The organism is Kitasatospora sp. NPDC090091, assembly GCF_044747365.1.
In the GTDB taxonomy this organism is placed as follows: domain Bacteria; phylum Actinomycetota; class Actinomycetes; order Streptomycetales; family Streptomycetaceae; genus Kitasatospora.
The window spans coordinates 249,263-263,557 of record NZ_JBIVDY010000012.1; the positions used below are offsets into that span (position 1 = coordinate 249,263).

Below are 14,295 nucleotides of genomic sequence, written 5' to 3' on the forward strand. Positions count from 1 at the left end.
GCGACGAGTCCGTCGGTGTCGGTGGGGGAGGGTGTCGGCTCTGCGCCGGGGCCGGTATCGGCGACCCCGACGGGGAATGACGGGGCTGCTGTGCCTGTGGCGACCACGACTCCCTCGGCGCGTCGGAGCGCAAGCACTGCGGGCACCGCCAGCGGTCCGGGGCCTGGTGGCGGGTCGACGGGCAGGTCCGTACCGGCCGTTCCGCCGGCTCCTCAGCCCATGCCAGTACGGACGTCGCCGCCGGAGGTGGCGCCACCGCCCCTGCCGACCGCGACAGCGCCGGCAACGTCGCCGCCCTCCACGTCGGGCGGCTGGCCCACCCAGTTCTCCACCGGCGGGGCGTCTCCGTCCGGCCCCGCGTCCGAGGATCCGTGCTGGGACAGCGCGCCGGGTTGCAACGACGGTGTGCACCACGGGTGAGAGCGACCCTGGGCGGGGGCCGGCCACGGCCCCGGGTCCAGCTCCTCGACCAGGAGGACCCGCACACCCGGAGGACGCCGGCCGACACGGACCCCGTCGCCGAAGCGATGGCCGCAGGCGCGGCCAAACCGCTGCACCCGCCCACGGCCAAGCGGGTGTCCTGGCATGGGCCTACAGGCGGTGCGGGTCGGTCCGTGTCCCCGGGAGACACGGACCGACCTGTGCGATACGGATCAGACCTTGACCGTCTTGTGGTCGAAGGTCCAGAACTTGCCGGCGGTGCTGCTACCGACGCGGTAGGGCTTGGCGTTGTCCTTCGGGGTGCAGGAACCCCACATACCGGAGACCAGCCACTCGCCGGGGGTGTAGTAGACGTCGTAGGAGTACACCTTGAAGACGGCGCCGGCCTGCAGCTGGTAGTGGGCCTTCTGCGTCAGTTCGGCGCTGACGGAGATGCCGACCTCCTGGGTGCGGGTGACGTCGAAGCCGACGCTTGAGCTGACGACTTCGGCCGAGAGGCCGAATGTCGATCCGATCTTGTTGGCGACCGAGACCTTGCGGTCCAGGCGCAGTGTCTGGTGGGGCCCCCACCCGGAGACGCGCCATTCGGCGGCGCTCGGCCATTCGGTGCGCGTGCCCTTGTATCGCACGTTGCGGACCTCGCGCTTGGCGATGCAGGGGAGGTGGTTGGTCTTCTTGTCCGTCGCCTGCCTGACGGTGGCGTCGGTGTTCCGTCCGCCGTCGCCGGTGTCGGTGAAGAGCTGCGGGTCGATGGGGCGGGTCGTGGGTTCGGCCTCCTCGGGAGCCGCGGCGGCGGGGCGACCGCCGCCGGACGAGACGGCGGTGACGGCGGTGCCGGTGAGCAGCGTGGCCGTGAGCGCGAAACTCAGCAGGGCTGTGCGGAACTTCATGGATCTCCTTGTGTGGTGTAGGTCGTGCGGGCGGGGCACGTCGGCCGGTGGCCGCCGGCTGCGGGCAGGGTGGCCCGTGCCGGGCTGTGGTCGCCCCGGGAGGTTTTGGGCCGCATCGATGCCGAGCGGTGTGGCCGGGAGGCCGAGGACCGCGCGCGGAATGCGGCTCGGCGGGTTGCCGCTCCTCGAAGGGACAGGTGGGCGGCGGCACCTGGTCCCGGGGCGGCCTACAGGTCGAGCGTGGCGTAGACGATGTCGTGGTCGGAGTGCACGGAGTCGCGGACGGTGACGCCGGGCGGGTTGATCCCGCGCAGGAGGATGTAGTCGAACTTCTTGCGGGACGGGCGGGCGGCGTCGGCGGTCGGGTGACAGCCGGCCTGCGGGGCCTTGCCGCAGGCCGGGTCAGCGTCGCGCAGGCCGGCGTTCCACAGCGCTGCCAGTTCGGGTCCCTGCGGGCGGCTGTTGAGGTCGCCGAGGACGATGACGCGCTGCTGGGTGCCGATGGCCTTCATCAGGTGCTCGACCTGCTTGGCTCGCACGTTGCTCTGGTCGGCCTCGGCGAGGTGGGTGTCGTAGACGCGGACCGGCTTGCCGTCGAGGACGGTGGTGACCCACATGTAGGCGCGGTTCTCCGACCCGCCGTCGGGGTAGAGCTGGTTGCCCCGGTCGGTGATGGGGGCGGCGGACAGGATCGCCTGGCCATAGGCATTGCCGCCCCAGAACCCGCAGTTGACCCGGTCGTTGAGGGCGGTGCCGTAGGCGACGTTGTAGTTCAGGTTGTACTTGGCCTTGAGGATCTCCACGGTCTTCTGCACCGCGCCGCGGCAGCCCTCCTGCACTCCCAGCACCTGGGGGCGGTACGCGGCGATCTCCTTCGCGTAGTCCTCGGGTTCGGCGCTGCCGGGTGCGTAGAGGTTCCACGTCATGATCCGGCCCGGGTAGACAGTGGCGCGGTTCTGCGCGGCGACGGCGGTGACGGGCTCCCCGCTGTCGCCGGGGGCGTCGCCCGTGCCGGAGGCGGCGGTGACGGACGGGCCGGTGGCAGCCGTGCCGTCCGGGGCCGCGCCGGTCAGCGCGAGGCCCCCGGCGAGGAGGCTCGCGGCGGCTGCGCCGGCGATCAGGGGACGAGCGAGGCGTGCTCGTAAGGCGGTCATGGAGGTCCTTCTGGTGTCGTGCGGGATGGATCCGCGGGCTGTCCCGGTGGTGGCCGTGGCCGTGGCGCGTGGAACGGGGCCGGGCCCGTCGGCGGCTTCCGGGGCGGGTGCACCTCGACACGGTGCCGCCGGCCGGTGCCGAAGCGGAGTGGTCACAGCTTGCGGCTGGGGCGGGTCGGGAGGAAGGGTTTGCGGTGTCTGGGACTGTCCGGCACTGTCTGACCAGGTCACGGGTGGTGCGAGCCGCAGTGGAGCCGCGCGTGGCAGCCGGACCGGGCGGTGCACGCGACCGCTGTCTGGGACGGTCTCTTGCGCCCTGCCGTGACGGTCTCGTCCGGTCCCGGCTGAGGAGCGGTTGAGTGTGTCCGACCTCGGCCGCGACGACGTCGAGGCCCCTCCCGGACGCCCTGTCTGACTGCGTTGATACAACCTCGTCATGACGTACCGATTCACCGCTCGCGCCGCCAGCACGGAAACCGACCCTGACGGCTACTTCACCGAGGCGGGCCTTGCGGAGGGCGAGGACGGCAGCGGCTTCATCCTGGTGTTCATGGCGGGCGAGGAAGAACCCGACGACCAGGAGGTCGCGCTGGGAATGGACACGCACTGCCTGGTCACAGCCGGCCAGGGGACTGCCTACGGATGTGTGCGCGAAGCCGTCCTGGAAGGCAACGTCCTCCACGTTTCGCTGGATCCCTCGGCGTTGGAGGGCCTTCGGCTGGACGACGGCGATATCGAGGCCGTCATCGAGGCTCCGGCCGAAGACGTTGCCCGGTTCCGGGAGGTCCTCGCGCAGGTACTCACCTACGGGCGGGCAGACGCCTTGCCCACGCGGCTGGCAGTCTGAGGGAGGGGCGGGGCAAGGCCACCCCAAACCGTTCCTCCCGACACCGCGTGAGCGGTCACCCGCATAGCCAGAAGCGGGGCCACCCGAACTCGGGCGGATTCCAGTGGGGCCAAACACGCCGTCGGCTACAGGCGCACCCGGCCAGGTGCTCTGTTGATATGCCGAAGGTCCGCCCGGGTCGGGCGGACCTGACTGGTGTGCGGTGGCGGGTCAGATGACGAAGGGTTTGGTCACAGTGGCGGGGTCGGCGGGTTCGACCTGGCCCGGCAGATTGTCGTCCTGAGCGGGGCACTGCTCCTGGACGGGAGGCCGGGACTTCTCCTTCTTCTCCTGGTGCCCGTCCTTCGGCCGGCCCGTGTTCTTCTCGTTGGTCTTCGGATGGCCCTTCTTGCTCTTCGACTTGTCCTTGCGGTTCTTGTCACCGCCCTTGTCCTTGGGCCCGGCCTTCTGCGGCTTCTTGTCCTGGGTCTTGTTCCCCTGGCTGTTCCTGCCCTCCGTCCCCCCGCTCTTCGGCTCGGCGTTGCCGGGCTTCTGGTCCTGGGGCTTGTCCTTGGCGTGGCCGTCCGTCTCGCGGGGGGCTTCTCCGGGGCAGGTGCAGCCGTTGCCGGACGGTCGGTCCTCGCCGCTGTTGTCGCCGCCCCCGGTGGTGTCCTCCTGCCCGTCGCCGGGGGCGGAGGATCCGTCGTCGTTGTGGCTGCTGGTCTCGTCGGATCCGTTGCTGTCAGTAGGGGCGTCGCTGCCGTCCTGGTCCTCGGAGCCGGCGCGGCTGCCGTCGGCGCCGTCGCCGTTCTCGGCCTGCGGGTCGTCGGGGGCCGGCGTCGGGTCCTGGCCGGGCTCCGGGGTGGGGGAGCCGTCGGGTTCCGGGCTGTCGCGGGGATCGGCGGGCGGGATCGGCGGGGCGGTCGTCTCCCCGGAGGAAGGCCGGTCGTCGGCGGGCGGGGTGGGCTGGTGCCGGGGGCAGGTGCAGTCGGGCGGGGTGGCCGAGGGGCTCGGGGCGGGGCGGTGGGTGGGGCCGGCCGGGCTCGGGTGGGAACGGGTGGGGGCGGGGCCCTCGGCGGCGGCGTAAGCGGCCGGAGCAGTGGGGGCGGTGGAAGCGAGGACGGGAACGGCCAGCGCGCCGGCGCCCAGCAGCATCCCGGCCCCAAGCCACCGGCTGACCCGGTGCCGCGCACCGGAGTCCTTGCGGTGCCTGCCGCTTCCGGCGCCCAGCCACGCTCCGCGTCCCATGCCGGTCCCCTCTTCCTCGCTCGTTCGTCTGGTCGTCGTGAGCCTTCCGCCGCGGCTGCGGGCAGGGCAAGGAGTGGACGCGTCCGGGACAGTCCCGGCCACCGCCGGTGCCGCTGCACCCCGTCGCGGGACAGCAGCGGCCGGCCCGTTGCACCTCGTCCGACCTGCATGGACGGGCCCGGACAGTCCCGGACGCCCGAACCCTCGCCGGACATACCCGAGGCTCGAAAAGCTTCCCGCGACGGCCGTGAGCGCGGCCGACAAGGAGGTCGAGATGGCACAGGACACACGGCTGCTGCCGCACCCCGACAAGCGACCGGGTCGGGCTGGCGCCGCAGGAGCCGGAGGGCCGGTCGTCCCGCGCGGGTCCGTGACCGCGGGGATGACGGCCGGCCAGTTTCCGCGCCCCGAGCGGAGCATGCGGATCGGACGCGTCGTGGCACCGGCCCCGCGCCCGGCCGAGGGACCGGCCGGCCAGGCCCGGCCCGCCGGGGATACGGAGCCGACAGCCACGGACCACCCGACCCCGCAGCACCCCGTCGCCGGGGCGCCTGCTGCCGGGGCAGCCCGGAAGGGCCGGCAGCGGGGACGGAGGCAGCGTAGGACGGCGGCGCTGGTCGCAGCGCTGGTGTGCGCGGCCCTCATCGGGGCGGGCGTCCTGCGGGCAACACCGCCCGACACCCCGGCCGCAGCAGTGACGGCACCCGCCTCGTTCGACAACCCGTCGGCCGCAGCCGCCCCGGACGGGGACGAGGAAGCCCAGTCTCCGCCCGGGACGCCTGTCGCTCCGGGCGAGCCGGTCCCGAGCGGCAGCGCCCCCTCGCCACAGCCCGGTCCCGATGCGGAGACGACCAGGGAGGTGACGCTGACATGGGGCGACACCCTGTGGGACCTGGCCCGGCGCCACCACACCACGGTGAAGGCCCTGCAGGAGCTCAACGGGCTCGGCGACTCGACCCTGATCCTTGCCGGCGCCACACTGCGCATGCCCGCGCCCGCCGCTTCGCCCCTCGAACCGAGCGGCTCGAACCCCTCGCCCGCGTCGGGTCCTTCCGTGGTCGGGGCCGCCTACGGTGACGGCCAGGCCATCGCCCGGTCCGAGGCCGGCCAGGGTGGGCCGGCCGACGGATCCTGGAGCCCCGGCTCCTCCTCGCCGAGCGGTCCGCGGGCGGTGCCCGGCCCGTCGGGCCCCGGAGCGCTGGATGTCCGGGAGCTTCCCGCGGACGAGAAGCCGAGTACCCGCCGCGGCAGCGAGCCGGCTCCTCAGAAGGGCGACCACTCCACCAAGGACGGCCCCCGCGAGCGGGGAGCCACGGCGGCCGTGGCCTACGCCCGTGCACAGATCGGCAAGCCCTACCGGTGGGGCGGCGCCGGACCGCAGTCGTTCGACTGCTCGGGGCTGGTCATGCGGGCCTGGCAGAAGGCCGGGGTCACCCTGCCCCGCACCACCTGGGACATGGCCCACGTCGGGAAGAAGACCACCCGTGCCGACCTCGTTCCCGGAGACCTGGTGATCACCAACGGCGGCGGCCACGTCCAGCTGTACATCGGCGACGGCAAAGTCATCCACGCTCCCGGCACCGGCAAGCGGGTCACCATCGCACCCTTGCCGCAGAAGGCCGCCACCTACCGCCACCTCCGCTGACACGGGCTGCCAGTGTCCTGCGGCAAATGATCTTGACTGACCGACGACGAGCTGTCCGAGCCGGCCGAGGCCGACCGCGTGGAGTGCCCGGCCTGTCCCGCGGAACGCCGGCGCACCAAGCGCCGGGCAGTTCGAGGCCCTCGCCTTCGGCAACGGCGTCCTCACCTGCACCCCGGCCGAACGGTCCGATCTCGCTAAGGACCGCCAGCTGTTGACGCTGGGCCACCCCGGCTCCTGAGCGTTCGGCGGAGCATGACGGTGTACCAGGGGGAGTCGGAGACCTGACACCAGCACCGCTTCTGCCTGCACGCACGTCGAACAGGAGGAACCGCCGCCCCGAGCGCCTTGCGAAGATCAACAACCGGGTGGAATGCTCGTAGCATGCCAACCTTCTCCTCCTACGACGGTACCGAACTGGCCTACCACGTCATCGGCGAGGGCGAGCCGCTGATCTGCCTGCCCGGCGGTGCGATGCGCGCCTCGGAGTACCTCGGCGACTTCGGCGGGCTGTCCGCCCACCGGCAGCTGGTCCTGCTCGACCACCGCGGCACCGGCGACTCCCCCGAGCCCGCCGAGGTCGGGAGCTACCGCTGCGACCGTGTCGTCGCGGACGTCGAGGCCCTGCGCGAGCACCTCGGGCTGGAGAAGGTCGACCTGTTCACCCATTCGGCCGGGGCGAACCTTGGAGTCCTCTACATGCAGCGCCACCCCGACCGCGTCGCGCGCCTCGCGCTGATCACGCCGGGGATGCGGGCCGTCGGGATCAGGATCGACGAGGGCAGCCGCGAGGCCGCGACCTCGCTGCGGAAGGACGAGCCCTGGTACGACGAGGCGATCGGCCCGTTCCGCAGGGACTGGACCGATGAGGGGTCCGACGAGGATGCCGCCCTGGCGGGCCCGTTCTGGTACGGCCGGTGGGACGAGGTCGCGCAGGAGCACCATGCCACGCGCGCCACGCAGCTCAACGGTGACGCCCGTGCGGCGCACTATGCCGAGGGCGCGTTCGACCCCGACGCGACGAAGGCCGCGATCGCGGGGCTCGAGATCCCGGTCCTGATTCTGGTTGGGGAGCTGGACTTCAGTCCCAGCCCGGTGCTCGCGACGCAGCTCAGCGAGCTGTTCACGGACGGCTGGGTGCAACTCGTCGTGCAGCCCGGGGCGGGGCACCACCCCTGGCTGGACGACGCAGCTTGGTTCGGTGGCGTCGTCAGGCGCTGGCTCGCCGAGAGCTGACCAACCCTCCGGCGGATCCCGGCCCGCTACCGGCCCAGCCCTCGTCCAGCTCCGGCGGCGCGATCGACGCGAACGTCTCGTCGGGGCCCGGGTTCTCTGGTCGGGGGTCGCTGATCGTCAGCCAGCCTCGCCGACCGGTGGGGGTCGAGCTGCTGGAGCAGACCGCGGAGGCGTAGTCGCTGCGGGGCGGGCGCCGGGGACTTGCGGTGGCGGAGTGTTCGCGGGAGGAGGCGCTGGAGAGCGCTGACGCCGGCGGCTGCGCGCGTGCCCAGGTGTCGACGCAGGCCGCGCGGATCGCCGACCTGGTCGCCACCGCCAGGTCGGGCGAGCCGGTCACCGTCTACGCCACGTACGCCTCGCCGGAGCGGATCGTCCAGGCCCACCGCGAGTCCGGCCTGCCCGGGTGGGACCTGGTGGTGGTCAGCGCAGCGCCGCATCGTCGCCGCAGCCAACCCCGTGCTCGTGAGCACCGGAAGCCGCCTGGAGGAGACCGGCGAGCGCGCCGGCTACCCGCCCGTCGCCCTGGTCGTCACCGGCGCCGGACCGGTCGCGCCGGCGAACCGCCAGGAAGCGGTCGCCGACCTGTCGGTCGAGACGTGGGGCGGCCGGTGGTGCCCGCGGGGCGCAGGCGTCATCGATCACGGTCGCGGCCCGAGTCCTCGGGCCGCGACCAGCGGTTGATCAGGCGGCTCCTAGCAGGGGCTGAGCCACCCGACCCAGCCCCAGGGGGCGGCGGGGTCCGAGCTGTAGCCGCCGGGCGACGTCCAGCCGAGGTTGCCGTTCCGGTCGTAGAACTTGGCGTGCAGGGCGGCCCGTTGGTTGTTGATCCACGAGCCGGTCCCGTACCAGGGAATGGACACCGGGAAGTTGCACGTGAAGAGCGTCAGGACGTCACCGGTGTAGTTGCGGCCGCTGTAGGCGCACACGTACGTGTACGGGCAGGAGGCGGCCAGGCTCGTCGCGTCACCCGCCGCTGTGACGCTGCGGGCCTTCTGCTCCCCGGGGAGGGCGAGCAGCAGCTCCCCGCCGTTCAGAGCGATCTTGTTGGCCGAGACCTGGGTGCCGCCGGTGGTGGCCAGGTAGGCGTCGACGCGCTCCTGGAGGCTCTTCGCCTGGGCGCCGGTCAGGCCGAGGCCGTGGGCCTGGGCCGAGAAGTCCGGGGTGGTGGCGGCGCCGGCCGCACTCGCGGTGCCCACCAGCGCGAGGAGGGTCATGACCAGCGCGGCGAGAATCCTCGCGGGCGAGCCGGAGCCGGGGGTTCGGTGCTCTGTCACGGTGTCACCTCTGGGAATCGAAGGATCGTGTCGTGTGCTGGTCACATCGTTGCCGCGCACCGGCGCCCGGGTCGTTGGCGCTGCGTGCGAACTTCCTTGGCGCCGGGCGCAGTCGGCGTCCGTCATGGCCGACAACCGCCTGGACGCGGCCCGGCTGCGACCCGGACCATCCCTCTGTGTTCACGTCAACTGAAGCAGGGGCGTGCGGGTCGGCACCCGAGGCGCTGGTGTCGGTCTCCACCGACGGGGTGGTTCCACCGGACCGGCTGGAGTGGTGGAGCTGCCTGATGGAGACCGACGTCATGCCCGTGGCGCTCACCAGCGACCACGAGGGCGGCTTCCGCGGGAGTGCGAGGGCGGTCGACCTGCCCGGCGCCCGGGTGGCGGAGTTCGCGTTCTCCCCGATGTCGGCCCGTCGCGGACCGGCCCAGATCCGGCGTTTCGACCCGGAGCAGTACCACCTGTTCCTGGTGCAGGGCAGCCCGATCCAGCTGGAGCAGTCCCGCAACGTCGCCAGCCTCACGACCGGCAGCCTGGCCGTGTTCGACACCTCCCGCCCGCTGGCGGCCGACTTCTTCACCCGGGACGACCGCGGGCACCGGGTCACGCTGATGCAACTGCCCCGGACCGCCGTGCCGCTGAAGGCCGACCGGATGGAGCGTCTGCTGGGCCGTTCCCTCACCGTCCGATCGCCCGCCGGGGTGCTGCTCGGGCACTTCCTGTCCGGCTTCCTGGAGAGCGCCGGCCACGGCGGCCCGGCAGAGCTCCGCCGGACGGGCGCCATCGGCATCGATCTGGCCGCCGCCTACTTCGCGGGCCTGCTCGACGCACGCGACGCGCTGCCCGTGGAGACCCGGGAGCAGGTGCTGCTCGCGCGCGTCGACACCTTCATCGAGCACAACCTGGGAGACCCGGAGCTGTGCCCGGCCGTCATCGCCGCGCACCACCACATCTCGCTGCGCACCCTGCACCAACTGTTCCGGAGGCGGCCCGAGACGGTCGCCGCCACGATCCGCCGTCGCCGTCTTGAGCGCTCCCGTGTCGACCTCGTCGACCCGCGGCTGCGCCACTGCACGATCGGGGATGTCGCCGCCCGCTGGGGATTCCGCGCGCACGCGGACTTCAGCCGTGCCTTCCGCACCGCGTACGGCGTGGCACCCAGTGATGTCCGAGGGCCCGATCCGCAGGGACGGGGCGTCGAGGGCGTCAGTCGCCGCGGAGGCGGATGAAGGTGGCGGTGGGTGGCCGGTCGGTGAGGGTGAGTTCGACGTGCAGGGGGTAGGGGTGGTGAGAGGGTGGTCGGGGTCGCGGCCGGGGGAGCCGAGGAACGGGCGGACGGCCTCGGCGACCTCGCGGGCTTGGACAGGGGCGAGCCGGGGGAGCCGAGGAGGATCCGGCCGTCGTCGAGTTCGAGGACGAGCGCGTGCGGCCGGGAGGCCGGTGCGCAGGGGCCCTCACCGTTCTCGACCAGGCCGCCGGGCAGGCGGTACCGCACCCTGGCGGTGGCTCTCCGGGTCCACCACCGTGGGGACCTTCGATGTGGTCACGTCGTGAGGATCCTGGCCAGACGGGCTGATTCCACTCGGACGCGGTGAGGTGCGGCGGGTTCGGCCAAGGAGTCGAGGGCCGGGAGTGTGGTGCGGATGCCGTCGGCTGCCGCGCACTCGGAGGCCAGTGCGAGGGCGTCAGCCAGTCCGCGCCGCCCGGGCTCGGCGGCGAACTCGGTGATCACGACCGTGAGCGTCGCCCATACGGTCAGGCCCGCACCGCTGCGTGCGGCATCGGCCAGGACGCTCAGCACCCGGTTCGGTTTCGCCACGGACAGACGCCAGAGGGCCGCGAGCCATTCGCCGAGCACATCCGGCCGGAGCCGGCCGCGAGCGGTCGCCGTCAACAGGAAGTCCAGCGCCGCGGTGCGATTCTCCGCACGGGTGGCGCTCAGCCCGTAGGCGAGCAGAAGGTGGCTCACCGGTCCGAACTCGCCCGGGACCTCCGCGAGTCGGGGCAGCAGGGGGCTGGCCCCCCGGGGACCGGTCGTGTCCGCCCGGAACACCGCAGAGGGGATGCCGTGCGCGGCGACGGTCTCGGGGTGCCAGGGCGCCAGCCAGGCCAGTTGGACGAGCTCGGCGAGCGGTGTCGACGGCACGTCCGCGAACCGGCCGGTGTCGGCGGGGTCCGGGAGGGCGTGGAGGAGGCCCGTGATGCCTTCGGCCACCGGCGCGGCGGTGACGGGGATCGGTACGATGCGCGGGATCGTGGGCGGGGTCCAGCCGCTGGCAACGGCCCGCTCGGGCATGGCCAGGGACTGGGTGTGAAACCGGCGGGGTGCGGGCGGTGCCGTGTCGACAGGCAGGTCGTAGCCGAGTCCGGCGGCAGCGGCACGGACCGCCCCCAGCGCGTGCGGGGCCACCCGGAGCAGCGCCTGAGCCAGGTCCGCGGGCCAGGGACGGGCACCGGCGGTCCGGTACGCCGTGAGCCGCCCGACAAGCACGGCCTCATCGATCGTGCCGTCGCCGGCTGTGGGCGTGGCGAGCAGGAACGGCACCGGCGTGGCGGTGATCCGGAACGCCGCCTCGTGCACGCGCAGCGCGGGGATCACGGCCGGAGTGCCCATGTGGGCGGGCAGGCCGAGCAACCTTTCCGTATGGCGGTCGGACTCGTGCGGTCGGCCGGCCAGGGCATCGAGCAGGCATCCGAGCGCTCCGCTGGCGCTGCGGGTGTCCCGGAACGGGTTCGGGTCCTCGCTTCGCCGTGAGGCGAGCGGGGCCAGCGCGCTCTGGAGGGCGGCCGCGTCACGGTGGTGCTCTGCAACGAGGGCGGCGAACACCGTCTCGAACTCACCGGGGTCGGGCACGCGTGCGGCCATCACGGCACCCAGCCGCTCGGCGGCGTCGAGCGGTCCGGCGGGTGGGGCCGGCATCGCGATGCGCCCCGCGTGTGCCACCGCGACCGGTGCGTCCACCTGCCGCCCTTCGGTCGGGGTCAGAATGGCCAGCAGGGTGTGGGCATCACGCTGAAGAGCGGGGCCGAGGGCGGTGGCGGCGGCACGCACGGCCTCGGCCGTGGCGGGGGCGGTGTCGGGCAGGTAGCGGGCGGCGAGACGCAGGGCACGTTCCTGGACCGCGGGCACCGGGTGGGTGAAGGCCGTCACGACGGCGGGCAGCAGAGCGTCGGATCCGGCCGGGTCGCGGCGTAGCGCGGCGTCGACCCGGCTCAGCTGGGCGGTGGCGAGGGTCTTCTCCGGGCGGGCCAGTACCGCGGCCGTGAGTTCGGCGAACAGGTCGGTCGGCAGCCGTGCGTCCACGGAGCACAGCGCCGCCCGGGAGGCCTTGGCCGCACCCGGCTCGCCGTCGGCGGCCAGCCGGACGTGGTCGCGGGCCCGGGCGAGGATCTCCTCGGCGTCGAGGTCCAGCTCCGCGTAGAGCCGGAGGAATCCGCGCAGGTTGCCGGGCCGGTCGCCGCGCAGTAGCCGGCCCATACAGAGGTCGATCAGTACGGCACGGTCGAGCAGGCCCTCGCCCGCCAGGGCGGTGAGTGCCTCGGGCCACTCGTTGTGCGATCCGACGGCGAACCACGCTCCGACGTCCGGGACTTCGAAGAGCCTGCGGACGAACTCGGCGAGCCGGGGCTGCGCACGCAGCCAGGAGAGCAGCGAGTTGTGGCGCGGCACCGGTTCGCGCAGGCCCTGGTCGGCGAACCACTCGCCGATCTCCTGGTGGTGGTGGCCTATCAGGCCGCCCTGGCGCAGCCAGCCGATCATGTAGCCGTCGGTAGCGGGGAGTTCGGCACCGGACCACAGGGCGAGGCCGTGGGCGATGAGCCAGCGGGGCCAGTCGCCACGTGCCGGAAGCCATTCGACGAGCCGCACCGCGAGTTCGCGCTGGAACACCGCGTCACGGTGCGGTGGGAGCAGGGCCAGCAGGAGGACGTGATGGTCGGGGCTGGTGGAGCCGCCGTCGGGACGCGGCCAGGTGATGTCGAGCAGGCGCCGGGCGGTCAGCCAGTCCAGGGCCTCGGCCGGGGTCGCGGCGCAGAAGATCCCGGCGAACTGCAGGGCGCCGAGCTGGTCGTACGCGGCACGGGACTGGTGGGTGTCACCCGAGGAGAGCTCGCGCACCAGCTGGGTGCGGAGCTTGCGCAACGGGGCGCGCAGATGGCCCAGCTCGGCGGCGGGCACCGGGCGGAGCCGGTCGATCACCCCTTGCGGGATCCGGGCGGCTACGAGCGCGCGCACCTCGTCCCAGCTGATCGTCTCACTTGTACCGTCGGTCACGACGCCCTCCACCCGGTCCGGCTGATGATCACGAACCTAGCGCGCCCCACCGACGACCACGCCCGCCATGGTTGATCCGTGGTCATGTCATAACCCTAGGTAACCGGAGGGGGTGGAGTCGGAGGCGAGTGGCCAGGAGCCGGCACTGGCAGTGCAGTGCCCGGCCGGTGGGTCATGTGCGGCAACCGCGGCACGGTGCACCCGGTACGGCGCAGCGCGGCGTGACGCGGTCCCCAGCCCCACGCGCCCTGGGCCCTGGGCCCCTACGCGCCTGGCCGTGACCACCCACCCTGGCCGCACCGGCTGTTCCGCCTGCCCGTCACCGAGCCCTTCACCGCCGCCCCGGTCGAGATCCTGCAGAAGTGCCGTGACCTCGCCGGCCAGGCGCTCACCGTCAACGTCGAGCTCGACGCCGCCGCGCCACAACTCCCGGCAGGGCAGAGCCCCGCCGTCCGCACCGTCACCCAGAACCACAGCCACCCACCACCGGCAAGCGGGGCAGAGGGACAGACAGAGGGGGCTGTCCGAGATGCTCTGAAGGTCGCGGATCCGCTGCCGGGCGGCGCGTTCGCCGGTGTCGGCGAGGACGAACAGCAGCCGCGGGAAGACGATGTAGTGCTGCTGCCAGGCCGGCAGGACGCTCTCCCCGCGGACGGTGCGCCGCAGATGGGCGGGGACGGGGTGGTGGTCGCGGAAGCGGGCGTAGCCGATGAGCTTGGCGGCGAGCTTCTCGCTGGCCATGGTGCCGCGGTCGACCTCGACGAACGCCCGGTTGAGCGTCCGGCCGGGCCCGCCGGTCGCGTAGTGCAGCAGGCCGTCCGGGATGACGGCGCCGCCTGGGCCTTCGCCGTAGCGGTGGTAGACCTCGGGCAGGAGAGGCCCGCCGCAGGCGCAGCCCTCAAACTGGGGACCGAGGCGGAGTTCGTCCTGCCGGGTGGCCGGCGGAAGGTGCGGCCGGACACGGTGTGGCAGGCCCCGGAGATCGGGGTGCCGGTCCTGATGGTCGGGGTTGGCCGCTCGACCATGGTGGTGGAGCGGGTCGCGGCGAAGTTCACCGCCTACCGAGAGCTGTTCCGCGCCAAGGCCCGCGACAACGATCCGGCCCTCGCCGACCAGGAGCCGGCCGACCGCACGGTGCATTGGCGGCGCCGAACCTGGCCCGGCCACACCGGCAAGGGGGTACCCGCCGGTCGCCCTGGGCTGGGCGTGCCGGGGCTCCATCGGCGGGGAGGAGGGCTCGCACGTTCGAGCTCGTCGAGAAGGCCGGCCCCAACCGGCTGGAGTGCCCCGACTGCGAGAGCACCCGCGCGA

General features: G+C 73.1%; 11 protein-coding genes. 5 read left to right on the forward strand and 6 right to left on the reverse strand.

Translation table 11 applies throughout. The features are described 5' to 3' along the window. Positions 1-653 precede the first annotated feature (653 nt). Positions 654-1,331: a hypothetical protein gene (locus ACIPSC_RS22545; RefSeq protein ID WP_400827813.1), complete on the reverse strand. Its 678-nt coding sequence runs from the start codon at positions 1,329-1,331 to the stop codon at positions 654-656. A 227-nt stretch (positions 1,332-1,558) separates the two neighbouring features. Further along, positions 1,559-2,485: an endonuclease/exonuclease/phosphatase family protein gene (locus tag ACIPSC_RS22550; protein WP_400827814.1), complete on the reverse strand. Its 927-nt coding sequence runs from the start codon at positions 2,483-2,485 to the stop codon at positions 1,559-1,561. A gap of 436 nt (positions 2,486-2,921) precedes the next feature. Between ACIPSC_RS22550 and ACIPSC_RS22555 the strand changes: the two genes are divergently transcribed. After that, positions 2,922-3,332, forward strand: a complete 411-nt coding sequence (locus ACIPSC_RS22555; protein WP_400827815.1) for a hypothetical protein — start codon at positions 2,922-2,924, stop codon at positions 3,330-3,332. Between the two features lie 210 nt (positions 3,333-3,542). Here ACIPSC_RS22555 and ACIPSC_RS22560 read toward each other — a convergent pair whose 3' ends face one another. Next, on the reverse strand, positions 3,543-4,559 hold the full coding sequence (locus ACIPSC_RS22560) for a hypothetical protein (protein ID WP_400827816.1): 1,017 nt from the start codon (positions 4,557-4,559) through the stop codon (positions 3,543-3,545). An 859-nt stretch (positions 4,560-5,418) separates the two neighbouring features. On the opposite strand from ACIPSC_RS22560, the gene ACIPSC_RS22565 reads away from it, so the two are divergent. The 3 genes from ACIPSC_RS22565 (at position 5,419) to ACIPSC_RS22575 (ending at position 8,118) form a co-directional block, all read left to right on the forward strand. Beyond that, the gene (locus tag ACIPSC_RS22565) at positions 5,419-6,204 is read left to right on the forward strand and encodes an NlpC/P60 family protein (protein WP_400827818.1); all 786 of its coding nucleotides are present in this window, start codon (positions 5,419-5,421) and stop codon (positions 6,202-6,204) included. Between the two features lie 381 nt (positions 6,205-6,585). Continuing rightward, on the forward strand, positions 6,586-7,437 hold the full coding sequence (locus tag ACIPSC_RS22570; RefSeq protein ID WP_400827819.1) for an alpha/beta fold hydrolase: 852 nt from the start codon (positions 6,586-6,588) through the stop codon (positions 7,435-7,437). Positions 7,438-7,899: 462 nt separating this feature from the next. After that, positions 7,900-8,118, forward strand: a complete 219-nt coding sequence (locus ACIPSC_RS22575) for a hypothetical protein (protein WP_400827820.1) — start codon at positions 7,900-7,902, stop codon at positions 8,116-8,118. Positions 8,119-8,129: 11 nt separating this feature from the next. Here the strand turns inward: ACIPSC_RS22575 and ACIPSC_RS22580 are convergent, their stop codons facing one another. Next, positions 8,130-8,711, reverse strand: coding sequence for a peptidase inhibitor family I36 protein (locus ACIPSC_RS22580; RefSeq protein ID WP_400827822.1), 582 nt, complete (start codon positions 8,709-8,711; stop codon positions 8,130-8,132). Between the two features lie 176 nt (positions 8,712-8,887). Here ACIPSC_RS22580 and ACIPSC_RS22585 point away from each other — a divergent pair, with 176 nt between their 5' ends. Continuing rightward, positions 8,888-9,940 (forward strand): helix-turn-helix domain-containing protein, encoded by a 1,053-nt coding sequence (locus tag ACIPSC_RS22585; RefSeq protein WP_400827823.1) that lies wholly within the window; start codon positions 8,888-8,890, stop codon positions 9,938-9,940. 314 nt (positions 9,941-10,254) lie between these two features. Here ACIPSC_RS22585 and ACIPSC_RS22590 read toward each other — a convergent pair whose 3' ends face one another. Both ACIPSC_RS22590 and ACIPSC_RS22595 read right to left on the reverse strand, forming a co-directional pair. Beyond that, complete coding sequence (locus ACIPSC_RS22590) at positions 10,255-12,984, reverse strand: hypothetical protein (protein WP_400827825.1); 2,730 nt, start codon at positions 12,982-12,984, stop codon at positions 10,255-10,257. Positions 12,985-13,071: 87 nt separating this feature from the next. Beyond that, positions 13,072-14,151, reverse strand: coding sequence for a replication-relaxation family protein (locus tag ACIPSC_RS22595; protein ID WP_400827826.1), 1,080 nt, complete (start codon positions 14,149-14,151; stop codon positions 13,072-13,074). Positions 14,152-14,295 lie beyond the last annotated feature (144 nt).

What these genes read in the sequence shown, in the direction of transcription:
- ACIPSC_RS22545 (WP_400827813.1), bottom strand. Translation starts at nt 1,331, where the DNA reads ATGAAGTTCCGCACAGCCCTGCTGAGTTTCGCGCTCACGGCCACGCTG.
- ACIPSC_RS22550 (WP_400827814.1), bottom strand. Translation starts at nt 2,485, where the DNA reads ATGACCGCCTTACGAGCACGCCTCGCTCGTCCCCTGATCGCCGGCGCA.
- ACIPSC_RS22555 (WP_400827815.1), top strand. Translation starts at nt 2,922, where the DNA reads ATGACGTACCGATTCACCGCTCGCGCCGCCAGCACGGAAACCGACCCT.
- ACIPSC_RS22560 (WP_400827816.1), bottom strand. Translation starts at nt 4,559, where the DNA reads ATGGGACGCGGAGCGTGGCTGGGCGCCGGAAGCGGCAGGCACCGCAAG.
- ACIPSC_RS22570 (WP_400827819.1), top strand. Translation starts at nt 6,586, where the DNA reads ATGCCAACCTTCTCCTCCTACGACGGTACCGAACTGGCCTACCACGTC.